General features: G+C 48.6%; 21 protein-coding genes. 13 read left to right on the plus strand and 8 right to left on the minus strand.

Annotated features, from left to right (window positions below; all coding sequences use genetic code 11):
• The first annotated feature begins 107 nt into the window (after positions 1–107).
• Both HQRW_RS08870 and HQRW_RS08875 read left to right on the plus strand, forming a co-directional pair.
• Positions 108–1307 (plus strand): ISH3-like element ISHwa12 family transposase, encoded by a 1200-nt coding sequence (locus HQRW_RS08870; protein WP_014556321.1) that lies wholly within the window; start codon positions 108–110, stop codon positions 1305–1307.
• Between the two features lie 339 nt (positions 1308–1646).
• The gene (locus HQRW_RS08875; RefSeq protein WP_011571891.1) at positions 1647–2192 is read left to right on the plus strand and encodes a CBS domain-containing protein; all 546 of its coding nucleotides are present in this window, start codon (positions 1647–1649) and stop codon (positions 2190–2192) included.
• A 158-nt stretch (positions 2193–2350) separates the two neighbouring features.
• Here HQRW_RS08875 and purM read toward each other — a convergent pair whose 3' ends face one another.
• Positions 2351–3379, minus strand: coding sequence for a phosphoribosylformylglycinamidine cyclo-ligase (gene purM / locus HQRW_RS08880; protein WP_014556322.1), 1029 nt, complete (start codon positions 3377–3379; stop codon positions 2351–2353).
• Between the two features lie 462 nt (positions 3380–3841).
• Between purM and HQRW_RS08885 the strand changes: the two genes are divergently transcribed.
• Positions 3842–4090 carry a hypothetical protein gene (locus tag HQRW_RS08885; protein ID WP_014556323.1) on the plus strand — a complete coding sequence of 83 codons (249 nt, stop codon included), beginning with the start codon at positions 3842–3844 and terminating at the stop codon, positions 4088–4090.
• Positions 4091–4239: 149 nt separating this feature from the next.
• Here HQRW_RS08885 and HQRW_RS08890 read toward each other — a convergent pair whose 3' ends face one another.
• Both HQRW_RS08890 and HQRW_RS08895 read right to left on the minus strand, forming a co-directional pair.
• A complete protein-coding gene (locus HQRW_RS08890; RefSeq protein WP_014556324.1) occupies positions 4240–4914 on the minus strand; it encodes a zinc metalloprotease in 675 nt (224 codons plus the stop codon).
• Between the two features lie 194 nt (positions 4915–5108).
• The gene (locus HQRW_RS08895) at positions 5109–6773 is read right to left on the minus strand and encodes a TraB/GumN family protein (protein WP_014556325.1); all 1665 of its coding nucleotides are present in this window, start codon (positions 6771–6773) and stop codon (positions 5109–5111) included.
• A gap of 291 nt (positions 6774–7064) precedes the next feature.
• Between HQRW_RS08895 and HQRW_RS08900 the strand changes: the two genes are divergently transcribed.
• From HQRW_RS08900 to ileS, 3 genes are all read left to right on the plus strand, one after another.
• Positions 7065–7601, plus strand: a complete 537-nt coding sequence (locus tag HQRW_RS08900; protein WP_014556326.1) for a bifunctional nuclease family protein — start codon at positions 7065–7067, stop codon at positions 7599–7601.
• Positions 7602–7738: 137 nt separating this feature from the next.
• Positions 7739–8200: a hypothetical protein gene (locus HQRW_RS08905; protein ID WP_014556327.1), complete on the plus strand. Its 462-nt coding sequence runs from the start codon at positions 7739–7741 to the stop codon at positions 8198–8200.
• Between the two features lie 239 nt (positions 8201–8439).
• The gene (gene ileS, locus HQRW_RS08910) at positions 8440–11625 is read left to right on the plus strand and encodes an isoleucine--tRNA ligase (RefSeq protein ID WP_014556328.1); all 3186 of its coding nucleotides are present in this window, start codon (positions 8440–8442) and stop codon (positions 11623–11625) included.
• A gap of 176 nt (positions 11626–11801) precedes the next feature.
• Here the strand turns inward: ileS and HQRW_RS15575 are convergent, their stop codons facing one another.
• The gene (locus HQRW_RS15575; protein ID WP_149031543.1) at positions 11802–12005 is read right to left on the minus strand and encodes a hypothetical protein; all 204 of its coding nucleotides are present in this window, start codon (positions 12003–12005) and stop codon (positions 11802–11804) included.
• 201 nt (positions 12006–12206) lie between these two features.
• Here HQRW_RS15575 and dhaK point away from each other — a divergent pair, with 201 nt between their 5' ends.
• The 5 genes from dhaK (at position 12207) to HQRW_RS08935 (ending at position 16933) form a co-directional block, all read left to right on the plus strand.
• The gene (dhaK, locus tag HQRW_RS08915; RefSeq protein WP_014556329.1) at positions 12207–13214 is read left to right on the plus strand and encodes a dihydroxyacetone kinase subunit DhaK; all 1008 of its coding nucleotides are present in this window, start codon (positions 12207–12209) and stop codon (positions 13212–13214) included.
• Positions 13207–13950 (plus strand): dihydroxyacetone kinase subunit DhaL, encoded by a 744-nt coding sequence (dhaL, locus tag HQRW_RS08920; RefSeq protein WP_014556330.1) that lies wholly within the window; start codon positions 13207–13209, stop codon positions 13948–13950. Before dhaK ends, dhaL begins: the two co-directional genes overlap by 8 nt.
• A complete protein-coding gene (locus tag HQRW_RS08925; protein ID WP_014556331.1) occupies positions 13950–14423 on the plus strand; it encodes a PTS-dependent dihydroxyacetone kinase phosphotransferase subunit DhaM in 474 nt (157 codons plus the stop codon). Before dhaL ends, HQRW_RS08925 begins: the two co-directional genes overlap by 1 nt.
• A gap of 392 nt (positions 14424–14815) precedes the next feature.
• Positions 14816–16069, plus strand: coding sequence for an FAD-dependent oxidoreductase (locus tag HQRW_RS08930; RefSeq protein WP_014556332.1), 1254 nt, complete (start codon positions 14816–14818; stop codon positions 16067–16069).
• 162 nt (positions 16070–16231) lie between these two features.
• Entirely contained in the window at positions 16232–16933 is a 702-nt protein-coding gene (locus HQRW_RS08935; RefSeq protein ID WP_014556333.1) for an HAD-IIB family hydrolase, read from the plus strand.
• A gap of 114 nt (positions 16934–17047) precedes the next feature.
• Here the strand turns inward: HQRW_RS08935 and HQRW_RS08940 are convergent, their stop codons facing one another.
• Positions 17048–17263 (minus strand): HEWD family protein, encoded by a 216-nt coding sequence (locus HQRW_RS08940; protein WP_014556334.1) that lies wholly within the window; start codon positions 17261–17263, stop codon positions 17048–17050.
• A 374-nt stretch (positions 17264–17637) separates the two neighbouring features.
• Here HQRW_RS08940 and HQRW_RS08945 point away from each other — a divergent pair, with 374 nt between their 5' ends.
• Positions 17638–18204, plus strand: a complete 567-nt coding sequence (locus HQRW_RS08945) for a class I SAM-dependent methyltransferase (protein ID WP_014556335.1) — start codon at positions 17638–17640, stop codon at positions 18202–18204.
• A 109-nt stretch (positions 18205–18313) separates the two neighbouring features.
• A complete protein-coding gene (locus tag HQRW_RS17170; protein WP_014556336.1) occupies positions 18314–18466 on the plus strand; it encodes a DUF7129 domain-containing putative zinc-binding protein in 153 nt (50 codons plus the stop codon).
• 349 nt (positions 18467–18815) lie between these two features.
• On the opposite strand, the gene HQRW_RS08950 is transcribed toward HQRW_RS17170, so the two are convergent.
• The 3 genes from HQRW_RS08950 to HQRW_RS08960 form a co-directional block, all read right to left on the minus strand.
• The gene (locus tag HQRW_RS08950) at positions 18816–19799 is read right to left on the minus strand and encodes a DUF368 domain-containing protein (protein ID WP_014556337.1); all 984 of its coding nucleotides are present in this window, start codon (positions 19797–19799) and stop codon (positions 18816–18818) included.
• A 165-nt stretch (positions 19800–19964) separates the two neighbouring features.
• Entirely contained in the window at positions 19965–21302 is a 1338-nt protein-coding gene (gene aglM / locus HQRW_RS08955; protein ID WP_014556338.1) for a UDP-glucose 6-dehydrogenase AglM, read from the minus strand.
• Positions 21303–21580: 278 nt separating this feature from the next.
• Positions 21581–24889: an oligosaccharyl transferase, archaeosortase A system-associated gene (locus HQRW_RS08960; RefSeq protein ID WP_014556339.1), complete on the minus strand. Its 3309-nt coding sequence runs from the start codon at positions 24887–24889 to the stop codon at positions 21581–21583.
• Positions 24890–25214 lie beyond the last annotated feature (325 nt).

Consider the following 25214-nt stretch of genomic DNA (forward strand, 5'->3'; position numbering starts at 1 on the left):
ATGCGTATAATCGCTAGTTGTCCACTCTGTCTCAGTGATGCCGTCGCTGACATATAGTGCCAGATGAAGCGGGTGAATCAGGAAGCTGATTCATCCGCTGCCCGGATGTGGGTGACGTGAACCTACCAAAGCTCAAACGAATCCTCACCGATCCGGACGAGTTCATTTCGAACAGCCAGCTGAAATCTCTTAGCATGGAGTTGCTTGAGTTGATACCCATGGAAGGAATCGAGGGCTCCGGCCTCGATTCCGACCAGATCATGGAAGTCGTTTTACGAGCTGCTGTTGACCAGACATCGGTCAACGGTGTCACAACCAGCACTGAGGACACACCAAACCGGGAGACAGTGATGGATTGGCTCCACACGCTGGAAAAAGAGACAATGCTTGATGCTGTCAACGACATTCTCGCGCTGGTAGCTATGACGGTTCTCGACCGCGACGGGTCGAGAACCATCTGCATCGACTTCATGAACAACCCATTCCACGGTTGTCCAGACGATGAAGACGAATTCCGGCGGATGAGTGCCCGCGACGGCACTACAAAGTGTCACCGCTACTGTACAGCGTTTGTTCTTGCACAGGGGAAGCCGCTGACGCTGGCGGTTGAACCGGTTGATGGCAAAGATAGCAAGGCCGACGCGGTCGAGCGCGTGCTCGCCCGCGTTGAGACTTATCCGTTCGAGATCGATCAGATTCTCATGGACAGAGACGCCTTCTGTGGCGAGTTAATCGGCGTTCTCCGTGAGGCAGCACCGCCGGTCTTTCCGGTGAGAACCGGGAAAGAAACCCTCGAAGAGAAGCTCACAACGGGTTCCTCGTACATGACTGAGGAGATAATCTGCGAAGGGAAAGAGCACGAACAAACGTATCCACTGGCGGTCAACGTCACGTATCAAAACGGAGATCGCGGGAAGTCAGGGCTCAAACAGACAGGATACGCGGCGTACGGTCTGGAAGACCGAACGCCGCGGCAAGTGGCGCAGGTCTACAACCACCGGGCACAGATTGAGAAGAGCTACGAGACATTCCGGAAAGCGCGTGCTCTGACAACAACACCATCGACGACGATTCGGCTGTTCTACGTGGGCGCTGGGTTCCTGCTGGAGCAGTTGTGGGTTGTGTTGCAGTGGGCAGTGCTCGCCCGACCACGGCGTGGCGGGCGAGCACTTCCGACCGATTTCACGTTCAACAACGCGTTTCTCCATGGGGTCGAAGAGGTGCTGGACGATGAGCTCGGCTGGAAAGATGAACACCAGACGAACGGCCAGGGACTACCAGCAGGGCACGAACACGGACTCGGGTAAGCCGCCTCGCTTCGGGCGAAGCGAGGCTGGCGACCAGCGACAGCTGTATCTGAATTGCGGCTTCAACACAGAGCTCAGTAGAGACAAGTAGTAAACTCGATATCTGTTTAGGTCACTGAGACAGCTGTTGGCGTCTTTGTCTTGTTTCGACGTCTTCCGGACGTGAAGTCTTACTTTCGCGGCTGCGGTTATCGGTAGAGTGGACAACTAGCGATAATGAGCTCTATGAATGAGTAGTAAGTATCTATGAAGTGATATTATCCGATCAATGTTAATTGGTATATTTATTGTTAGATACTTGCCCGAAACACTTTCGTATAACTTCAGGTAATGACACACATGGAACTCCCGACAAGAGAAGACCTCAAACAACGCCGAGATGAACTTGAGTTAACACAGAGCTCACTCGCCAAGATGGCAGGTGTTTCACAGCCTCTGATTGCTCGGATTGAGGGCGGTGATGTCGACCCGCGATTATCGACACTGAGACGGATTGTTAATGCACTTGATGAAGCTGAGGGAGAAGTTATTCGTGCAGATGATCTGATGAATACGAATGTAATTAGTGTTGCACCAGACGAGTCAGTCGAGATGGCACGCGATACAATGCTTGAGGAGGGATTCTCACAAGTACCCGTTATTCGTGATGGTCGACCAGTAGGAATGATCTCGAATAGCGATATTCGGCATGCTCCAGGGCAGGCTGATAGAGTTGGAACACTTCCAGTTGCTGAGGTAATGCGTGAATCAGTGACGACCGTGGAACCAACAGCAATGCTGGAAGAGATTGATTCTGCGCTCGACCGTGACGCAGCAGTGCTTGTTGTCAAAGGCGGTGAGACAGTCGGTATTATCACTGACGCGGATGTCGCCGCTCGAGTCTAATTCTGTCTGTGGTGAGCGGTTCTCGTGACGGTCATGTGCAGTTCAGCAGCGTTCAGTTATCACCGACATGTCGAAATGCACAGCGGGAGTGTGTCCATTATTTTGAATATCCAATATCTCTCTGCATTAGAAGGATAGTAAGTGAAATTTCTGCGTAATCATAGTTCAAGCCCACGAATACTGACACCCTCACCAGTGTCAACCTGCCCAATTATCTTCCCTTCTGTTGCTTCTGCCAGCATCTCAGCGTTCTCGGGAGACATAGCGCACACGAATCCAGTACCCATATTAAATGTTTGATACATTTCACTATCAGAGACATTGCCAGCCGACTGAACAAACTCAAAAATAGGTGGTGTCTCAAACGGATCGTCAATCACGTAACGATGTGACCCCAATCGTTCAAGATTTCTCAACCCACCACCGGTGATGTGTGCAGCAGTACGCACATCATGAGCATGCATTGGGTCTAACAGATCTGTGTAAATCCGTGTTGGTTCAAGAAGTGCTGCACCCAGTGTCTCATACTCGTCGAATGGACAGGGAGCCGTATATTCGTATTCACGGGTGATGGCTGTTCGAGCGAGTGTAAGTCCATTTGAGTGGATTCCTGATGACGCAAACCCAACCAGTGCATCGCCAGGATTGGCTGTCTCGGTGAACACACCGTCTTTCGGTGTCAGCCCGGCACATGTGCCTGCAAGGTCAAATCCATCAACCACTTCTGGTAAGACAGCTGTTTCACCACCAATGAGCGTAATATCCGCAATGTCAGCGCCTGTATCGAGTCCAACGCCAATTTGCTCTGTAAGGTTTTCATCAGGATCGTCAATAGCGAGATAATCAACGAATGCAACCGGTCGAACGCCGGCAGCAACAAGATCATTGACATTCATCGCGATGCAATCAATTCCGATTGTTGAATATTCACTCATCGCTGCTGCAACGAGCAATTTCGTCCCAACACCATCAGTCGCGAGTGCGAGATATCGATCACCAATGTCGATCAGCCCGGCATAATCACCAGCGGACTCACCAACAGCATCAATGAGTGCTGCGGTCGCTGCTTCGCTTGCCTCGATATCAACACCTGCGGCAGCGTAGGTGAGTTCATCAGAGTCTTCCTCGGATGCATTTGTCTTGATATCTGTATTACGTTCCGCTGTATCGTCAGGTGGATTGCTCATATGCACATTCCCGCGGTGATAAGACAAAAGTGTAGTCAGTCTTGACGCATTCTATATTGTGATTGATTTGTATGACCTGTGATTGCGCCTCGCCAGCGCTGTCATGAGTGATTAATTGATAGTGATTAGTGCAAGTCTTTATCGCCGTGATTATTCATATCGGTGATGGGAGCCGCTGAACCCGCGTCATTCGACATCGCCGGTGGAACTATTCGAACTAACCAGTATGAGATAATCAACTAGAGGATCAGATTATGCTAACGAAGGTATCATTGGGTCAGTTTGGACTCTATCGATATGATAAGAAAGTATGAAAACAATTAATAAAACGTCTTCTGTGCTCTCGTCCCATCATAAAATATTGATAAAACGTTTCATCGTCGATCTAAATCGTTACAAAATGAGTAAACGCTCGTTACGTTATATGTAGCTTCCCGACATATGTACATATAGAAATTACCCATGTCGAATGTCCCCTACACAAATGACCAACCCTCTAATAATCGGACCACGATTCAAGCAGCATGTAGACATGGCGTGCGCCACACAAAGGTCGCCATGTTTTGGAGTGCAATCATATTGCCAGTTGGATATCTCCCATTATTGATTGGGGGATTACACAATTTCGAGACAATCATATTTGTTACACTTGTTGCATTCAATATCATTGCGTTATATATTGGTCACGATCATCAACCATCTGATTCTTGAAGTTGTTTTGTGTCGGTGTAACGCAGATAGAACCGGATATATGTCGTCTGATATTAGTGTATCAAGACATAATTGAGATAGATTATACGATTTGATAATGATCAAGAGTCGATGGAGCCCGGACAGTTATCCAAGCAAGTAAGGGTAGTTCAGAAGCCAAACCCGATGATAAATGCACCAATCGTCAATAAAAGTGCAGGAATAAATACAACTGCGAAGATAACCGGATTCCACTGATAGACGGTTCGACCGTCAAGCGCACCGAACGGAAGCATGTTGAACGCCACGAGTAGGAGATTTATCATCAGCCCACGTGATCCGATGAGAATTATGAGTGATGAATCAAGCGTCAGACCTGCCAGATAGATCGGGACGAAAATCACGGTGAGAATAGCATTTGTCACCGGTCCGGCAAGTGCAATTAATCCATGTTGTCGTGATGTAACACGCCCCTGATGATGGACAGCCCCTGGTGCTGCAAATATAAAGCCTGCAAGTGAACTCACAATTGCCAGAAACAACATCCCATAGTCAGCACGAAACTCTGCTAACTGCCCAAATCGAACCGCAATAACCTTGTGTGCAATCTCATGAAGTAAAAACCCGAGTCCAGCGGTCAATAGACTGACGAGAATCGGGATAACGACACCGCGGTTAAGGATTCCTGAAAGGGCGCGTGCACCACCACCAGCGAAGAAAATCGCAAACGCGACGCTCAATGCAATAAGTGCAATACCAAGGTCGCGCAGTTCCCGGCGGCTAAACGAGACTTCTGGCGATGAACGAGAATGTGCCATACGGTATAATCCGATATCAAGAGGCATATGATTGCTGTTGGATGTAGTTAAATGTATATAATATAACATAAGTTGATCTCACAGTAGGGGAAAGTCAATTATCGGCGATTTATTTTTTACTCAAAGCACAACATGTGTATAGGCGTTCTTACACTCATGAGTATAGTTTTATCCGAACAGTGGTCAGGGTGACGACCACCGGTAGATAAACAGTCGAATAATTATGTGATATTCGTCCAGATAATCTGCCAACCATTGCGTGCCCCTTCGATTAAGAGAGTAACCACACCAGAGACTCCGCCAAGATCAAGCGCAAATAACGGGAGTAGATATGCAACAAATATCGTCGAGGCAACGATGCTTCCAATGTTCGTTGCTGCAACGACAATAATCAGGCGAAATAGGGGTACCTCAAGGAGTTCAGTGATAAGAGCACCAATTGGACGTTCCTCATCGGAGAGAAGTTCATTTAGAGTGCTAATGTCAGAGACATTGACCGGGTCATGTTGAAGTTCAACATAGCCAGTGAACCACCCAGGTGCAAGAAATGGGTTAATTGAAGTTAGCCATGCAATAGCACCACCGACAAGTGATGATGACCAGTGTGCACCCGCCGCTTTTGCAAGTCCAGCAGCAAAGATACCATTAATCAAAAACCAAGCAGCAAATAATCGTAAGAGTGTCTGGTTCCCGGCAGATGAAAGCGCAAGAAGGACGAAAAATCCAATTACAATAGCGGAGACACTCCCACCAACAAGTTTGCTCCACGGGATGCGTCCGCTCTGGGTTCCGGTCAGTGATTCCTGTGGAGGAAGTGTTCCTGGATGTGTGAGATACCGCTCAATTCCCTCGCGATGACCAGCACCAACAACGGCAACAACAGTCTGACCCTGATCGCGAAGTTCAACGAGCCGATTCGCAATATACGCGTCCCGTTCGTCAATGAGAGCTTCTGCACCACCGGGCGAGAACTGTCGAAACTCAGCCATCATTGCACTCACCACATCAGTGTCTGTCATTTCTGCCATATCGAACTCCTCGATATTCTCTTCGGGCTGCTGTGTTCGAAAGATGTCAGTAAGTTCTCCAAGCAGAGTGCCAGCGATAATCCCTGCAGTAAGTCCGAGTGTAACACTTCCTATGACTCGAACAGTAAGTGGACCTAACTGTGTGGTGATTGGTTCAGCAATCCCAAGTCCAAAGCCAGCAATCCCACCAACAGCAATTCCACCACCAACAGCGGCAAGCAGTCGATCCTCAGCAGAGAGAATAGTCGCAGCACCAATCCAGATCACGGAGCCGGTTGCGAGCGCGAGTAATGCACCGCCAGCGACACGAGTCAACAGCGCGGACGTAATTCCGATTGTGTTCCCGAAGAGTGCAATGAGCGGACCAAAGAACAGACCTGCAATAACACCTATTGCAAGTCCAATGCCAAGCCCATTACCAGCACCGACAGCGAGCCCTCCAATAAGTTGGATTTTTTCAATCCGGGTCATCCGATTCCAAAAGCGTCGCATTGTTTCGTTGATATCACGGTCAACAAGTGCAATATCCGTCCCAGTTGCGTCTGCTGCATCGATGGCTGCAAGCATATCAGCACCAGGCTGGACATCAAACCGATCACCAAGCCGAGTTTGGACGTACGATAACATCCAATACGCAAGAAACTGAAAAACAGTATTGCCGCGGAGAAGATCAGCGGCTGCGAGATCATCCGGCTCATCGCCGCGCAACTGTCGATATCGTCCCTCATCAAGTTCGACAGCAACGACGTCCGGTTGCTCGGTCTCGATGACTGATTGTACTTTTTCAGCACTCTCAGCCGAAACATGTGCGGTCCCGACAACGCGGACGCGACCAGTGTCGGTCGCTTCCTGACTCATTCTATTACAGATATATATTTTACGCTGGGATTTACCCCTGTCGAAGCGACAACACGTAATGATTAATTACACTATAGAATTGACATAGGTTGCATTGTATTCATGTCGTGATATCGCTTTGATATCGATGTGTAATTTGAGACACGTCACTCATCATAACTACGAACTGTAAACTTACCCGGGGCAGTCACTTCGACTGCTTGTACATATTGGTTATATCTCTTGTGACTCATCACTCACAACAGCAATACTATCCCGCAGTTATTCGTACTCTGAGCCGCTAACTCAAATATGAATCATTCAGCGAATGTAGCGGGTGTCGGTGTTGGCGTCGACGCTAATGGTGAGGAAATATCAGCGGTGCTTCTAGCTGCAAGGGACGAATACCTTCCAATTGCGGTAACAACCGATCAGGCACGGGCAATCAAACTTGCATTGGCTGGCGAACCGTTTGAGCGACCGTTGACACACGATCTACTCATTCAGATGATCACTGACTTTGGCGGGGCTCTTGACGGTGTGCGGATTGATGATATCGCTGATGGGACATTTTACGCGAAGATTGATACCGAGCGGTATGATGACGGTGAATCACGTCATCATGTGTTTGATGCACGACCCAGTGATGCAATTGCGCTTGCCGTGCGTGCGGAGTGTCAAATCGAAGTCTCTGATGATGTGTTAGACTATGCTGGAGAGCCGCCATCCCGATTTGAGACTGCGAGTGATGAAGAACAAGGTATCGTTGACCCATCGGAGTTTGATGAGTATGATGAATCCGATATCGACACAGATGTAGACACAGAGTCTGATCCTGACGGAATATAATAACCGAAAAGATACGTCGCAGAGACCATCGGGTAGTCTAGACCCTACTCAATAACTGTCAGATGCTGAAGTCACATCTGTTGGTATCACGACCATATTGACCGACGACTTATTTTCCCGTATCAAGAAATATGCATATGGCATTATCCGTTGAAACACCGACGCCACCATCACTAGCAGATAACGTTGACCCGAATGAGTATGACGATGCTGAGGTAGTCGGCGATACTGATTATCGTCGTAAACAGCTTGGTGAATTGCTTCAAGATGGCGCATGGGCGGACGCCTTTGAATTGTGGGTATCTGATACATCCCTTACCGAGGACGAATGGCGGATTGTGCTTGATATAGAGTTACTTTCACAGTTTGATTTCTTCTGGGACGATTTCGCAGATAGAGTCGGCTATCACGCCCCTGGACTTCCTGAAGATTGGAAAGAACGTGACATTCATCCTGACATTAACTCTTGGAAAACAATCTCAAGTATTAACGCTGGATTGACCGAACTTGGACAACTGACCTGTGAAGTGCTCAAAGATGAATACATCACGTGGGAGTCAGAGTATGAAGCCCCGGAGGATCTTCCAGATTTCTCCTAACAAGGATGCGTCTCGATCTTACTCAGTAGATATCGAGTGAGGCCTCATTCGAGGATAATCTGTATTTCTGAGTATGGACCATATCCTTTCAGACTCCAATCACCAATATCAATCACGTTGGTGAGAATATATCACTCAGCCAAAATTAACGAGAGGGTTCATCAAAAAAAGCGGTCGTATGTGTTCATCCGGGCGTCGAATTACAGAGAACTGATATACGTCCGTCAGCATCATTTTGTATGGACGAAGTCGACGACCAGTACACACCGGCGGATGTCGAAACCGCTATTGAGACGTACTGGGACGACACAAACGCATATGAAGCGACGAAAGAAGCACACGCTGATGATCCGTCCTTCTTCTTTGTTGATGGTCCGCCATATACATCTGGGCAGATGCATCTGGGAACAGCCTGGAATAAGACGCTCAAAGATGCGATTATCCGATATAAACGGATGACCGGACATCATGTTACTGACCGACCAGGTTATGATATGCATGGACTCCCGATTGAAGTCAAGGTTGAAGAGGAACTTGGCTTTGAGACCAAGCGAGATATCGAAGAATACGGGATGGAGTCCTTTATTGAGGAGTGCAAGCGCTTTGCTGTTGATAATCGCAAAGCAATGGACGAGGACTTCCAGTCGATTGGTGTCTGGATGGATTGGGATAATCCATATGAAACACTCTCACCAGAGTATATGGAAGCAGCATGGTGGGCGTTTCAACAGGTCGATGACCGGGGACTGGTTGAGCGTGGCAAACGCTCTGTGAGTTATTGTCCGCGATGTCAAACTGCGATTGCAGCAAATGAAGTTGAATATGATGAGATTACCTCCCCCTCGATTTATGTTCGATTCCCACTCTCGAATAAAGAGGGAAGTCTTGTTATCTGGACGACGACACCATGGACGATTCCAGCAAATACATTTGTCGCAGTTGATAAAGATCTAACATATCAGGCTGTTCGTGCAGAACAAGGTGATGATTCAGAGGTACTCTACATTGCTGAATCCTGCGTTGAGGATGTGCTAAAGCAGGGTCGATATGACGATTACACTGTTGTCGAGGAATATAGCGGTGATGAACTCACAGGCTTGGAATATGACCACCCGCTCGCAGATCAAGTCCAGACATACGCTGATTTTGCGGGTGCTGGCGAGGTATATACAGCTGAGTATGTTGAGGCTGACCGCACAGGACTCGTTCACTCTGCACCAGGGCATGGACAAGAGGACTTCGCACGTGGGCAGGAACTCGATCTTGAAACGTTCGTGCCGGTTGATGGCCGTGGTGAGTTCACCGAGGCAGCCGGTCAGTACACTGGGACGTTCGTTCGCGATGCAAATGATGAAATTATTGATGATCTCGATGAGGAAGGTGTGTTATTATCATCGGGAACGCATGAACATCGCTACGGACACTGTTGGCGCTGTGATACAGACATTATTTTCCTTGCGACTGATCAATGGTTCATTACAGTTACCGATATCAAAGACGAATTACTCGATAATATCAACGACTCAGAGTGGTATCCACAATGGGCACGGGATAATCGCTTCCGTGATTTCGTCGCAGACGCCCCAGATTGGAATGTCTCTCGACAACGGTATTGGGGGATTCCATTGCCTATCTGGGAGTCTGTCGACGATACTGATACTGATACTGGGGATAGCAGCACGTCAGATGATTGGATTGTCATCGGGACTCGTGAGGAGTTAGCCGAACGTGCAGATCAAGATGTTAATCCTGCAGAGATTGATCTTCATCGACCAGCAGTTGATCCGCTGACAATCACCGAGAACGGGACCAGATATGAGCGCGTTCCGGACGTCTTCGACGTGTGGATTGATTCCTCAGTTGCATCATGGGGGACAATCGATTATCCGGGTGAGACGGATGCATACGATGAATTGTGGCCAGCAGATTTCATCGTTGAGGCACACGATCAGACACGTGGGTGGTTTTGGTCACAACTCGGCATGGGCACCGCTGCAACGGGACAAGTACCATATGAGGAGGTGATGATGCATGGCTTCGCGAATGATGAGAACGGTCGGAAAATGTCAAAATCGCGTGGGAATATTGTCACGCCTGAGGAGGCAATTGACCGTGCTGGTCGGGACCCACTTCGAGCATATCTGTTAAGTCATGATCAACAGGGTGTTGATCTCTCATTCGAGTGGAATGGGCTTGGTGAGATGCAATCGACATTGAACATTTTCTGGAATGTCTTCCGATTCCCACTCCCATACATGGATCTTGATGGATATGATCCTGCTACGGCTGACCTGTCTGAGGGATCAATGAATATTGTTGATGAATGGGTGCTTTCACGATTACAGTCAGTCAAAGCAACAACACGAGCTGCATGGGAAGAGTATGAGATTGACACCGCCGTTAATACGATCCTCGAATTCATTACTGGTGACGTCTCACGGTTTTATATCAAGGCAATTCGTGAGCGGATGTGGGCAGATGAGGATTCGGCATCAAAACGTGGGGCGTATGCAACCCTGAGCACGGTGTTAGATGAGACAATTCGGCTGCTTGCACCGATTGCACCATATCTCACAGAGCAGATGTATCAACACCTGAATGGGTCAGAAACAACAGTACACGCACTTTCATACCCGAGCGTTGACCCAGAATGGCAGAATGAAACACTCGAATCCGAGATGGCGGTACTCAGAGATGTTGAGGAAGCAGCGGCAAACGCACGCCAACAGGGTGGGCGCAAACTTCGATGGCCTGTCCCACGGGTGATTGTCGAAGCCGAGGATGACTCGATTGCTGATGCAGTTGAGTCATTATCTGGATTACTTGCAGACCGCGTCAACACAGAAGCGATTGAGACGGTCACACAGTTTGATGAACTGATTGAGCGTGCACAACCGGAGATGAGTGTCATTGGTCCGGAGTTCGGAGCAGACGCACAGCGTGTGATGGACGCTATTGAGGGTGGGTCACGCGAGATACTCACAGAAGGTGTGACAATTGATGGCGAGCAGTATGAGATTACAGATGAGATGATAACCTTCGATGCTGAGCCACCAGCGTATATTTCGGCTGCGGATTTCGATGGTGGAACAGTGTATGTCGACACATCACTGACCGAATCGATTGAGGCGGAGGGATATGCACGGGATGTCATCCGTCGAATCCAGCAGATGCGAAAGGAACTGGCGCTTGATGTCGATACCGAAATTCAAACAGCAGTCGATGTTGCCGACGACCGGGTGGCTGACCTTGTTGCCCAACAACGCGACGTCGTCGCAACAGAGACACGAACAAACGCATTTGTCGATAATATTGATCGCGCAAGTGAGAACGGACAAGCACTCATTGAGGAATGGGATGTCGAAGGCGTTACCGTAACAATCGGTGTTGCCCCGCTCAAAGCACAGCTATCTGATCAGTCGTAATCTAAACGAAAAGCAGCGCGAGTTCCCCGCCCCACCGTGGGCGGGGGTGAAGCTCGTACGCTCGGCTGCGTCCCATTTTTTTAATTGTCGGGACGCCCTACTACAATTTGGAACCCACGTTATCGGCCTCGCAAAACCCGCGCACCCATTTTGGGGTAAGACGCGGTGCGCCGGGTCTATGTCGCGCCCATGTGAAGGGGCGGACGCCCACGGACACGCCCGCCACGGTAGCAACAGACGACCTCTGTTGCGGTGGCACTTTTGGTGTGTTCGGGTGTTACTGGTTCCACGCGAGTCTCGCCAGAGACGAGCGCGGGCGGAATTAAAATTCGCCACCGGTCGTTTCGCTGGCTTCCCGCCAGAGACCACGGCGAAGCCACGGGCCACCGCGCCCGTGGTACTTCACCTCGATAGTTACGTTATTTCATGTTGAATGTCCTGCGTGTTTGGCGACTGAATTTATCTCAGGGTTTGAGGTTTGAGGTTTTGATTTTGGGAGAGAGGCTATCTGGGAAATAGTGAAATAGTGAGTGATTCCCCGCGAACGTTTTTATACACTGCAATGTAGTGTTGTATACGTTATGCAGAAGCTCATTAATGACCCTGATAATTATGTCGATGAGATGCTTGATGGGATGGTCTCAGCATATCCTGAAAGATTGACCCGCGTTGATGATACAAAGGTGCTGACACGAGATAGCCTGATTGATGACAAAGTCGGGATTGTGACCGGTGGAGGAAGTGGTCATGAGCCGACTCATGCAGGATACATTGGCGATGGAATGCTTGATGGAGCAGCAGCCGGGGAAGTGTTTACCTCACCAACCGCTGATGAATTGGATACATTAGCACAAGCCTGTGATACAGGTGAGGGTGTTCTCTGCGTTGTCAAGAATTATGAGGGCGATGTGATGAATTTCGATACAGCCGCTGAGATGGCTGAAATTGAGGACGTCACCGTCGAACAGATTGTCGTCGATGATGATGTTGCCGTCGAGGACTCACTCTATACAAGTGGGAGACGAGGAGTGTGTGGAACAATATTCGTCCACAAGGCTGTTGGGGCAAAGGCAGCCGCAGGAGGGTCACTTGAAGAGGTCGCTGCCGTCGGTGAGAAGGTAATTGATAATGTTGGGACAATGGGTATGGCGCTTACGTCCTGTGTGACCCCGGCAAAAGGTGAGGAGACATTTGATCTTGGTGAGGATGAGATTGAACTTGGGATTGGAATTCATGGTGAACCTGGGACAGAGCGAACTGATCAGCTCAGTGCTGAAGAGGTAGGGACACATCTCACAGAGAACGTGCTTGACGATCTTGATCCTGCGGCTGGCACAGAGGTTGCGGTGATTGTCAATGGGATGGGCGGGACCCCACTATCGGAGTTATTCATTGTGAACAATGCCGTCCAGTCGACGCTTGAAGCGCATGAGCTTGATACGTGGGAAACGATGGTTGGCGATTATATGACATCACTCGACATGCGTGGGTGCTCTGTTACCGTTTGCACGGTTGATGATGAACTCAAAGAGTTGTTTGCTGCGCCCGCTGACACACCAGCACTGACACGGGCTGGCGATGATGAGTGAGGATATTCATGAACGACAGCGACCAGTTGTTCTTGAGGCAATAAACGCGGTTGCAGACCGTATTGAATCCGAACAAGATCACCTCACTGAGCTAGACTCAGCAATTGGGGATGCTGATCACGGTGCGAATCTTACACGAGGGTTTAGTTCAGTCCGTGAGGAACTTGAAGAAATAGAGGATGAGCCGATTGATGCGATTGTTAAGGAAGTCGGAACAACGCTCATCAGTAACGTTGGTGGAGCCTCAGGTCCATTGTACGGGGGAACACTTCTGACAGCAAGTCAAGAGCTTACCGACGGGATTACGGCTGAGTCATCTGTTGCGTTTGCGGAGGCATATCTTGCAAAAGTGAAAGACCGGGGGGATGCAACGGTTGGCGATAAGACGATGGTCGATACGCTCACTCCTGCAGTCCACACATATAAGAAATCGATTGAAGAGGATGAGTTACCACCACTGACTGCACTCGCCAAAGCAGTTGATGCAGCCGAGCGAGGTGTTGAATACACTGTGCCACTAAAGGCAATGAAAGGGCGTGCATCATTTCTTGGATGGCGCTCTGTCGGTCATCAAGACCCTGGGGCAACCAGTACACTATATATTCTTGAGGAACTACTCGCCGTCGCTGAAACACATCTTGAGGGCGAGACTGCGGTTGAAGCAGTTGCTGAGAACGTCTCAGAAACAGATGAAAGTGCAGATGATGCTGAAGCGACTGACGCCGAACAGAAATAATGGTCGGAGTTGTTGTTATATCACATAGTCCGCGCGCAGCGAAGGGAATCCGCGACATCGCTGTCGAGATGGGGAGTAGTGATACTCGCCTCGTCGTTGCCGGTGGTGATGTTGATGGAGGAATCGGGACAGATCCAAATGCGATTGCTGAGGCAATCACCGAGGCTGCAGGTGTAAATGATGATCATCGCACGCAGGAGAATAATACTGAAGCCGGAAGTATAGATGGAGATGACAATCCAACTCAAGGTGAAATAGACGACGTCGTTCTTCTTGTTGATCTTGGCAGCGCAGTCATGAATGCTGAGTTAGCAATCGAGATGGTTACAATAGATAATACAGTCCATATTGCGGACGCACCTGTGCTCGAGGGAGCGCTCAATGCAACTGTCGAGGCATCCTCCTCGAAGGCAACCGTCGAATCTGTTGTCGCCGCGGCTGAGGATGCTCGTGAATACTCAAAAATCAATTGAATTGATAGAACAATATCAGTATTAGTATCAGTATCATATTACGAATGGTAATAATCCATGATCGAAATTGTTGGTTATCTGAACACTCTTGATTGAGGATTGAAGAGGCTCATCCCGTGTCTCCCGACTCTGTGGCAGGTCGACAGGCTGCTCATCTCAGCGACCATTGCTAATCTAAGACATGTGTATCTTATTTCACGTACACTGCTTGTGGAGAGCTCTCGTATATTATCCAATATCAACTATATTATGTCAAGACAATCGTGATTTCATGGGCAAACGCAATCATAATACAGAATATTGCATTCATACTTCGCGGGTGAATTGACATATGACGAGAGATTGGATAACATAATCGTTAATTGTATTTCCAGTGGGACCTATTACCAAGTATGACGATCCAAACAGATGTTGCAATAATCGGCGGCGGAGCGACTGGTGCTGGAATTGCTCGTGATCTCGCACTTCGTGGCGTTGATGTATCACTCTTTGAGCGTGGCGGACTTGGCGGAGGCACCTCCGGGCGCTCGCATGGATTATTACATAGTGGTGGTCGATACGCAGAGTCTGACCCAATTGGTGCTGAGGAATGCATCCGCGAAAGTCGAATTCTTAGGGATATCGCTGAGGGATGTATCCGTGAGACTGGAGGATTATTCGTTCAACTTGAGTCAGATGATCCTGCATACTTCGAGGAAAAACTCGAAGCCTGTAATGAACTTGATATTCCGACTGAAACAATTAGTGCTGAGGAGGCACACGAACGCGTTCCCGGGCTAACTGAGGATGTTGAACGGGCATTTACCGTCCCTGATGGGGTGATCTACCCATCACGACTTGTTGTTGCCAATGCTGCAGACGCTCGTGAACACGGTGCATCAATTCATACACATACCCCTGTTGAGTCGGTCACGACTGCTAATGGAGAGATAACAGAATTACACGTCGGAGGTGAGATTAACGATACCGTTGAAGCAACACAAATTGTCAACGCTACCGGTGCATGGGCAGAGGTAATGGGTGAGGATCTTGGTGTCGATGTCTCAATGCAACCAACGCGTGGAGTGATGATCTCAGTTGAATATGATGGGCTTGACCCAGTTTTGAATCGATGTCGTGACCCTGATGATGGTGATATTATCGTCCCACACGATGGTGAAGTCGTACTTGGGACAACAAGCGTTGCAGTTGAAGATCCAGATGATTATGAGGAAGCTGACTGGGAGGTCGAGCGATCTGTTGATGAATGTGCGGAATTGATCCCGGATATTACAGACGCTCCAGAAGTCCGAACCTGGTGGGGTGTTCGACCATTATATGAGCCTGATGAAGATGAGCGCGATGATGGTCGTGGTATCTCACGTGGCTTCTTTGTCATCAATCATGCTGAACGCAACGAACCGGCAAATCTTATTTCAGTTGTTGGTGGGAAACTCACCACATATCGACAGATGGCAGAGGCAGCAAGTGATCAAATCTGTGCGAGACTTGGTGTTGATGCGTCGTGTGAAACCGATGAGCGGCCATTACATGCTTCGGATGACCCAGCACAACTTGATGCACTAATCGATGAATTTGATGCAGTCAATCCGACTGATCGAGATATTGTGACTACAGCCACGCCTGCAGAATCCGCCGCAGATTAAGGAAAGATTCGGGTCTACATCTGAGTCAACGAATCGATTTACAGGATCTTCATTTCAGTATGTGAACCATTGAGATCGTCAGTATTGTTAATTGATTGAGACATATCGCAGAATGGTACTTAAGCGGTGTTTCTTTGTTGATGAGACTCTTTTCGACAGTATATGTCTACTGACGCGGACGCGACAGTTCCGCCACTTGTGCTTGATATCGATGGGACACTCACCGATGCACCAGGGCGATTAGACCCACGTGTTTCAGTATATCTCCAGTCGTGGGATGCACCGATTGTTCTTGCGACTGGCAAGTCGTTCCCCTATCCAGTGGCTCTTTGTCATTTTCTTGGGATTGAGCAGACGGTGATTGCGGAGAATGGTGGTGTCGTTCTTGCTGATGAGACGGTCTCATATCAAGGGGATAGTGAACGAGCACAGGCAGCCGCTAGTGTGTTTGAGGAACGTGGTGGTGATCTTGGATGGGGTGGCTTTGACGATGTGAATAAATGGCGTGAGACCGAGATTGCTGTTGATCTTTCAGCCGATGAAGAATTGCTTCGTGAGGTTGCCGCGGAGTTTGATCTGACAGTCATCGATACAGGCTATGCATATCATCTTAAAACACCAGGCGTCGAGAAGGGCGATGGACTCAAAGCCGTTTGTGAGACATTGGAGCTTGATCCTGACTCATTTGTTGCTATTGGTGACAGCGAAAATGACGTCTCGACATTTGCAGTGGCTGGTCGGTCATACGCCGTGAAAAATGCCGATGACGCCGCTCAGCGGGCTGCTGATGAAGTACTGGAGAACTCATACTTTGATGGGACCGCATCAGTCCTTGATCGGATTGAGAATAGTGAGACGTCGTAGGAAATTATAAAATAAACTGATAATCACGAATATATCAATTATAGTGATTGTATATCGATTGCGTGATGAATATATACTTAGACCATCAAAATATATACTATTTACAATATCTGGTTAGGCTTTCGCGTCTACGTCTACGTCTCCATCTACATCCGAGACAGGGACAAACGCTCCATTGATATCCCATTCATGAATACAGTAGACGCTTCCAATAGCAGGATTCTCATCCTGTTCAGCGACGTTCCATGTAATCGCGTCATTATTCCAATGCTCGATTCGACCGCAGCGTTCACAGACTCGCTCATCCGGAGTGTCGATAGGTGAGGTCATAACTCTCATGATGTGGCTGAAGATGTAGGTGATGAATGTCCGTCCTTATTCGACAGTGCCCGAAATTATCAGACGGTATGTCATACGGTGTCGTGTACCGACAGTTCAAATCGTACTATATAGACTGTCTAATATAAACTTACCGTATGGCATTTCTGGTTGGTGATGAAGTGAAAATAGAACGCTTCAAAGTCAGTCCGGGTGAATTGAGTAGATTACTCATTTGTGATAATGTATATATATATCGATAATTATGAATTTTAGATTATGTGTATTGGGCTTTCAGGCGAATGTTAGATATGGAATAGATACTCAAAACCAAGCGTGATATACTAATACAGCAGTGTTTTCCGCATACCGCACAAGACTGTTACATGGGACATCACACCTTTGACGTTGAACGAGCAGACGCGCTTGAGGACCCAGAGCGATATGAATACTGCTCACGAGAAGAATTACTCGCTGCGCTTGATGTCGGTCCAACAACTGATACTGACGCAGTAATCGCCGATATTGGGAGTGGGACTGGATTCTACACCGATGCAGTCGCCCCCTGTGCAGAGTTGGTCTATGCTGTTGATGTGCAATCGGCAATGCACGATAAATACCGTACCAAGGGGCATCCAGAGAATATCTCTTTTGTCACCGCTGAGGCATCGTCACTTCCATTTGAGTCGAACGAACTCGATGCTGCGTTCTCGACAATGACATATCATGAGTTCGCTGGACCTGACGCACTTTCTGAGTTGGCTCGCGTTATTCGTCCTGGGGGGCGTGTTGTTACTGTCGATTGGTCAAAAACTGGGACTGGTGAATCCGGTCCGCCACGATCAGAGCGATATGAACTTTCCGACGCCGTCCGGGAATTCACGGCTGCTGGATTCACAACTGTCAATGCTGCAAGTCGAATTGAGACATTCATTCATATTAGTCGTCGATAGCTTTCATATGTTTTACTCTCATCAAGAATATTAGGCAATCATATGGATATAGTCCATATTGTGTTCCATCAGGGAAATACTCTTATTATAGCATCAAATTGTGTCGAGTATGGTGATATATCACGGGACAATTGATCCGTATGCCACCACATCATCGGTACAGGAGTGTCGATCCTGCGGAGCTCGCTTCACTAGCGCTGATGGTCACTGTCAGACATGTGGGAGTACCGCAGTGCAAAATATCGCCGTTACACGGGAGTGATTACAAGACAGTATTACTATTCGACGGCTATCCATGAGAGATATGACGCCGTCACGATATCCATCATACCTCGTCGACTACTGTCATAATATAGCTTACAATCCCGGACCGGCTATTATCTGTCAGCCAGCATCGAACATCATCGGTCGGCGAGTGCCTGCCACAACCCGGTCCGGATTCCTTCTACACGAACGATTGTATTCTTCAGCTACTGGTATCGTCACTGCTATTCCTCTGTTTAGATCTATCACACAGGATAGCTGTGCGTGAGATCTCATAGCATAATTTTTGTATTGAGTTTCGCAGGTATCGTTATTTAACGGTGAGTTCAGAAACAGATTAGATTATATTAAATTCTCATATCAACATCACCGATGCCAGCAGCGCGCTCTAAGAGAATGATAATAAATACTCCGACAAGCGCAGCGGTGATGAAGAGAGCAATTGTTGACGGCGTCCAACCAGTCCCGGCATCCGAGCTCAGTCGTGTCCCGACTCGAACAACTGGTGCGCGAAGTGCACCAACAATGAGTGCAACAAGAAACGCAAATGTCGCCTCATAATATCGCTCAAGCGCCCATCGAACGGCATGCGCGATACTGAATAATCCAAACACAGCCCCGGAGACGAACGCAACGACGACTGTCCCGGTCTCTATAACTGGGGCGAATGACCCACCAGTAAGTACTGCGACGCCGGCATCAACGAACATCGAGAGTGTCCCTGTCATATACTCGTACTGTCCAAGAATAACGAGCAAGAGTGATCCCGAAATCCCGGGGAGAATCATTGCACTGACTGCGACTGCACCGGCGAGTATCGTCACAGGGAGGCTTTGACCGAGTGCTGTGGCAGCCTGCCCGGAGACAATGAACGCAACAAGAAACCCTCCTGCTGCCGCTACAATCCGACCAGGCGTATCGATAGTGAGTGGTTGTCGGAGAACCCATGCAGAGGCGGCGATAAGTCCAAAAAAGAATCCGAATGTTATTGCCGGGTATGAGACGATGCCGACATGAACAATACGTGTGATTGTAATAATCGCTGAAAGAATCCCTGCACCGAGTGCAATGAGAAACCAAATGTCGATTGTGCGAAGAGCAGCGAGTGCGCTTTCGCGGTAGTGTGGATGAGGGGCTGAGAGAATAGCTCGTATTCGGCGTGGTGTAACAGCGGTGACAGCAGTGATCAGTCGTTCATAGATCCCAACAATGAGTGCAATTGTTCCTCCAGAGACACCTGGGACTGCATCTGCTGCTCCCATGCAGATTCCTTTAATATAAACGACGAGCCACGATGGCATGAGCGAGGACTCGTCTGAGTCATTCACCATGCAATTGAGTCTGATAGGCAGGCATTCCGTGTTTTCGTTTTCGTTTTCGTTTTCGTTTTTTGTTTTGTATTTTCATACGTTGAATCCAGATTATCTTCGTGTGAGCAGTACATGATGAATACCAGAATATGACGTGAAGTATGGAGATATATATTTAAGATTCAGTCACCACGTCAGTCCTTCATATGTGATTCCGTCGCGACGGTCAATGATTCGTCGACCATCGATAACGACTGGATCCACCATCGTATCAAATTCTGTATCAAGCGCCGCGAATTCATCCCAACCGGTGACAACAACGGCTCCATGTGCATCAGCAAGTGCGTCTGCAGCAGTCTCAGTGTAGGTAATGTCAGGATATTTCTCACGCATGTTTTCGGTTGCAACCGGATCATAAGCAACCACATCCGCACCGTGGTCGCGAAGTTGGTCAATGACTGGTGCAGCGCGGGTATGACGAATATCATCCGTTCCAGGTTTGAATGCAAGACCAAGCACGGCAATTCGATTATCAGTGATCTCTGTGTGTTTTGCAAGCAATTCGAGTAAGCGTTCAGGCTGGATATTATTCACACTGAGAGTGGCATTGAGCATCGGTGGATTATATCCGCGTTCCTGTGCCGCAGCGATGATAGCATTCGTATCTTTTGGAAAACAACTTCCACCAAAGCCAACCCCGCTTCGTAGGAATTGTGCCCCAATCCGATCATCAAGTCCAATTGCATCTGCGACCTCATATGCGTCAACACCGAATTCCTTGCACACGTTTCCAAGATCATTAATCAGACTGACTTTACTGGCAAGAAATGCGTTGTTTCCATACTTAATCATCTCCGCTGCTGCGACGTCGGTCTCGACAACTGGAATCTCATCATCCGCTCGCTCACGAAGCGGGTCATATAATTTATACAATAATTCAGTTGCGCGCTCATCAGCCGTTCCAAAAACGAGTTTGTCTGGATTAAGAAAGTCAGTGACGGCGCTTCCCTCCCGCTGAAACTCGGGATTTGAGCCGACAAGAAAGTCCTGTGTACGTGCAAGACCATCGCGAGCAATGGCAGGCGCAAGTTGCTCATCAGTCGTTGTTGGAATCACGGTTGATTTTGTGAGGATAAGATGGGGGTCTGGGTCCGGGTCTGTATCTGTATCTGTGTCTGTATCTGTTGAATTCTGATTCGCGAGTGCCTCACCAACTGACTCCGCGCCAGCTTTCATATACTGGAGGTCAATGCTTCCGTCATCGCGAGACGGTGTTGGGAGTGCAAGCATCGTGACGTCGGTCTCAGGGATGATATCATACGTTGTTGTTGCACGTAATCGATCCCCACCGTGCTCGGCGACCAGTTCATCCAGTCCTGGCTCATGAATCGGTGCCTCACCAGCCTCGATAGCAGCGACGATTGAGTCATCAATATCGATGGTGGTCACTGTATGCCCGAGATCGGCAAAGCAGGCAGCGACAGTTGTCCCAACATAACCACTCCCGACGATGCTGATATGCATTATCGATGAAATGAATCCCATCCTGTTTGAGCGTATCGACTTTGACGAGTCTGGGAATCGGGAGACTCTGAGAGGCGGGTGGTATGGAAATCGTCATCGCCGTGTACGTATCCTGAATGATGATTACCTGCTATTGATTTAGCGAATACAATCGCGTAAGTTAGTGGGTGCAAATCTGTCTCGGCATGTCGTCAGAGACTGCGACCACGTAACCGAATTGCAAATATAAGATGTGATTATGTTCGGGGTGTCAAAAACAAAAATTACTGTCGTAGTATCTAACCTGCCCGTTTCATGCTCGGACTAGAAATAGGCGAGTCGAGTGACGACTGCGAGTCTGAGTCCGAATCTGAACTGGATCCGCCCTCATCACCTGCAGTTGAGTCCGAATCTGCATTTGAACTCGAATCAGTGGAATCACTGTCACTCTCTGTCGAACCGCTCTCACTAGTCTCAGACGCGCCGTTATCCGTTGCTGCATCAGACTCAGAAGAGTCAGACTCGGAACTAGAACTGGAGCCGGATCCACCGATACTCAATTCCTGTGCATTGCGATCAAGTTCGACATCAATTGCTCCTGATTCATCACCGTTGACGAGCCCTTCTGGCACAGAGACATTCGCTTGATAACTGACGACGTATCCAGATTCATTGAATGACGGTGCAGATGAGATTGTATAGCTGTCATTCGCGTGGACGCTAATATCGGTGTATCCATTATCGGGACCGTATTCGTCATACTCTGTTGTTGAGTATGGAACAGTCATACTGAACGTCCCTGTGTCCGTCGTCTGTGCCTGTTGTGTGTAGGTGAATGTTGAGTTCTTATTCGGAATAGTGAGTTCAACCTGTGCGGTCACTGTCGAGTTGGTAGGTGCATTGCTCCCCTCAATCGTCGCACCGGGAACACGTTCGAATGTCTTGACGTATGATGGCTGTGGCGGCACTGTCGTCCGTGGGTTGATACCGGCAGCTTGTGCACCTCGGTAAGTTGTTCGGAGGATTGACCGTGATGCTGATTGATTATTCACGTGGACAAGACGATACTGATCCAATGCCTCGACGCGGTGTGTTGGATATGCACCGAATCCACCGAGTTGCGAAGTGGTGTCATTCGCGACGAATGCCTCTGCCTCTCGCATACTATTGAACGTTCTCACGGTTGATTGATTTCCACGAGGGTTGGCAGCGACTGTGATATCTCCGCCATCGTTCGTCTGAACACGGCGGTTTTCCCAGTCAACGACAATTGGTGACGGTTGTCGGGCACTTCCATGATAGTAATACAACCGCGTCATTGTGCTGTTGTAGAACCGGTCTGTTCGGACGGATGTAGTTCCGCTGAATCGACCCTCTTGATTGAACTGATACACCGTCCGAAGGAAATCGTCCCGAGAGACGTTGGGCTCAGCATCATAGAAAACGGTTGGAGCACCAAACTTCGATCCAGGCGTTGCCATCTGCCAATCAACCATTACATACCGTGTCTGGTTACCTTCGGTGCTCTGTTCATTGAGCACAGTGTGCGATTGTGTTTCATTTGGTGAGAGGAGGAAGTTTGCTGCAGAAGTCGCTCCCTGTTGGAATGGATTTGCATTCGGAATTCGGTTACTTTGTGTCGTAATCCAGTGACCATAGTCCCACCACGACTGCACACCATAGGTTCCCGCTGGATACTCAAAGTCGTCTGTGAACTCGTATGTGCCATACAGTTTCATTTCGTCGGCATTGCCAGCACCACCGAGGTTGCCCTCTTCAGGGGTATTGCCTTGCATCCACTCGAGTGAGTCGTCCCAGACTGTGACTGCACCGGGACCATTGTTTTGAGCGGCTTCCCATGCAGGAGATGTCGTCGTATTTCCAAGGCTAATCGGGACAGCAAGCCCAGGACCCAGAATCAGTAAGATTGCAGCACCAACAGCGAGGACTTGATATCCATCAATATCGTTCTTCAGCGATGTAAGCGAGCGCTTGAGGTCGAGATATCCGAGTAATTGACCGAACAGATACCCGTTGAATACAGCAACGACAATAGCAAGATAGTAATTAAATCGGACTTGCGTGAATGCCATTCCTGTTATAAATGCTGCCCAGACAATGATGAAGAGCTTATCTGTATCGTATGAGGCGAGAAATGTTGCACCCCCAATGATTGCTGAGACGACCAGCAGAGCAGCAACTTGTTCGTCAAGACCGGTCACTGTCTCAAGTGCGTCTGGAATGAACCCTGCAAGGAACAATAGTCCGATAATTGAAATACTAACGCCGAGATACGCGTAGGCTTGCTGTGTTCCCTTCTTAAATAGTGGCTTGGCGTGAATTATGAACGCGGCAGCAAGACCGGTAAAGAACGTCAGTCCATACTCGACAGCAATGCGCCCGGGGATCGAAACACCAAATCGTCGAAGCGAACCCTGTGACACGAATGGCTGTGCCTCGCCAACCGTTCGTGCTGTCGCACTCGCAGAAAAGCCAACGATCCGTAGAAGATTTCGGGTAATAAGATCGACTAACCCGACCTGAAGCAGGGAAAGAACAGCTATCCCTACGGTCGCGAGTCCTGTGACAGCTACGGGGTACAGTGAGGTATCAATACTTTGTCGCTCCCACACACGAGCAAGCCATGACAGAGCAATAGCCGAACTGGCAACGCCAACCGCAGCGACAGGTTGGAGCAATGAGAGTGATGTTGTATCGAACGAAACCCGGTCAATTGCAATGAGAGACATAATAGCAACGACGATCATGATTACGACCACTGCAAATGCGGTGGGTTCTGGGGTTTGCTCATTAACAACATCGCTCGAGATCTTTAGTATCGTAAAGACGCCGACAATACCGACAAGGATAATTCCTGGCGGCCATGTCCAGAGATACAGTCCTGTGAGAACCCCCCCGATGAGACCCCATTTGAGAGACTCTTCAATCGAATTAATGTCATGATTGTCAAACACCTCCTCATAAACGACTTCCCACACTGGCATTGTCGCTTCCGCCTTCTGGAAAGCAACCACGAGTCCGAAGACAGCAATAGCCAACATGAGTGGTTCAATCGCATTATGATCGGCGACTCCCACAAGAGTTCGATTGAGGAATGTACCAGAGAGTAACATCAACACAACAGCGCCGAATATTCCGGCAATGCGACCGGAAAGTGATTTGATAATAAAGAACACTGGAATAACCGCGAGCGCCCCAGCAACTGCCGGAGCAATCAATAGTGTTTCTCCAATCAGTGTCTGTGTTGGTGACCCGACTCCTAATATGAGAGCAACAGTCGCAATAATCTGGTCATAAAGCGTTCCAAATTGACCAACCCACTTACCGTATGGAAATCCTGTCCATGCATCAAATGGAATTGGAGAGGGCCAATGCTCTGTAATATACATAACCTCTCTGAAGTGATACCACGCATCGTTTCCAGAGAAGAACACCTCGCCGTCGCGAATAAAGTTTGAGTACGTCTGCATTCGGATGGCGAACATCGCGCCAACGATGAGGAGGAGTACAGGAAGATGATACCAGTCTGTGAGTATATCAAGGAGGGATTGGTCGCTTTTATTATCGGTCTTACTACGCGAACCCATTATGAAATGAATGATTCGGAAAGCGTGAATAAGCCTTGTGAATTGAATTATTCATGCTCTGTTTGATATCATTATATATATCATATGCAGTATCATCCAATATTTCGTGTGGTACCCTGGTATCGACACCCGGTTTTATTCACACGTTACCGGGACATTAGAGTAGGAGTTGTATGTGATTATCGACTGAACTGATCGAGAGGCATGCTCGCTGCACATCTTGCCAAACCACGTTTATATGTTCTCGGGAGCGCAGTTGGAACAGGTTATGATGATCGTCCCGACATAGTCGCTGTCGATGATACTAATTTCCATTCGGTTAATC

The sequence above is a fragment of the Haloquadratum walsbyi C23 genome (genome assembly GCF_000237865.1).
Classification (GTDB): Archaea; Halobacteriota; Halobacteria; order Halobacteriales; family Haloferacaceae; genus Haloquadratum; species Haloquadratum walsbyi.

Bases quoted from the DNA above. Each gene is read 5' to 3' on its own strand.
- dhaL (WP_014556330.1), top strand. From the start codon at position 13,207: ATGAGTGAGGATATTCATGAACGACAGCGACCAGTTGTTCTTGAGGCA.
- HQRW_RS08935 (WP_014556333.1), top strand. From the start codon at position 16,232: ATGTCTACTGACGCGGACGCGACAGTTCCGCCACTTGTGCTTGATATC.
- HQRW_RS17170 (WP_014556336.1), top strand. From the start codon at position 18,314: ATGGTGATATATCACGGGACAATTGATCCGTATGCCACCACATCATCG.
- ileS (WP_014556328.1), top strand. From the start codon at position 8,440: ATGGACGAAGTCGACGACCAGTACACACCGGCGGATGTCGAAACCGCT.
- aglM (WP_014556338.1), bottom strand. From the start codon at position 21,302: ATGCATATCAGCATCGTCGGGAGTGGTTATGTTGGGACAACTGTCGCT.
- HQRW_RS08930 (WP_014556332.1), top strand. From the start codon at position 14,816: ATGACGATCCAAACAGATGTTGCAATAATCGGCGGCGGAGCGACTGGT.
- purM (WP_014556322.1), bottom strand. From the start codon at position 3,379: ATGAGCAATCCACCTGACGATACAGCGGAACGTAATACAGATATCAAG.
- HQRW_RS08945 (WP_014556335.1), top strand. From the start codon at position 17,638: ATGGGACATCACACCTTTGACGTTGAACGAGCAGACGCGCTTGAGGAC.
- HQRW_RS08905 (WP_014556327.1), top strand. From the start codon at position 7,739: ATGGCATTATCCGTTGAAACACCGACGCCACCATCACTAGCAGATAAC.
- HQRW_RS08900 (WP_014556326.1), top strand. From the start codon at position 7,065: ATGAATCATTCAGCGAATGTAGCGGGTGTCGGTGTTGGCGTCGACGCT.
- HQRW_RS08895 (WP_014556325.1), bottom strand. From the start codon at position 6,773: ATGAGTCAGGAAGCGACCGACACTGGTCGCGTCCGCGTTGTCGGGACC.
- dhaK (WP_014556329.1), top strand. From the start codon at position 12,207: ATGCAGAAGCTCATTAATGACCCTGATAATTATGTCGATGAGATGCTT.
- HQRW_RS08950 (WP_014556337.1), bottom strand. From the start codon at position 19,799: ATGGTGAATGACTCAGACGAGTCCTCGCTCATGCCATCGTGGCTCGTC.
- HQRW_RS08885 (WP_014556323.1), top strand. From the start codon at position 3,842: ATGTCGAATGTCCCCTACACAAATGACCAACCCTCTAATAATCGGACC.
- HQRW_RS08890 (WP_014556324.1), bottom strand. From the start codon at position 4,914: ATGCCTCTTGATATCGGATTATACCGTATGGCACATTCTCGTTCATCG.
- HQRW_RS08925 (WP_014556331.1), top strand. From the start codon at position 13,950: ATGGTCGGAGTTGTTGTTATATCACATAGTCCGCGCGCAGCGAAGGGA.
- HQRW_RS08940 (WP_014556334.1), bottom strand. From the start codon at position 17,263: ATGACCTCACCTATCGACACTCCGGATGAGCGAGTCTGTGAACGCTGC.
- HQRW_RS08875 (WP_011571891.1), top strand. From the start codon at position 1,647: ATGGAACTCCCGACAAGAGAAGACCTCAAACAACGCCGAGATGAACTT.
- HQRW_RS08960 (WP_014556339.1), bottom strand. From the start codon at position 24,889: ATGGGTTCGCGTAGTAAGACCGATAATAAAAGCGACCAATCCCTCCTT.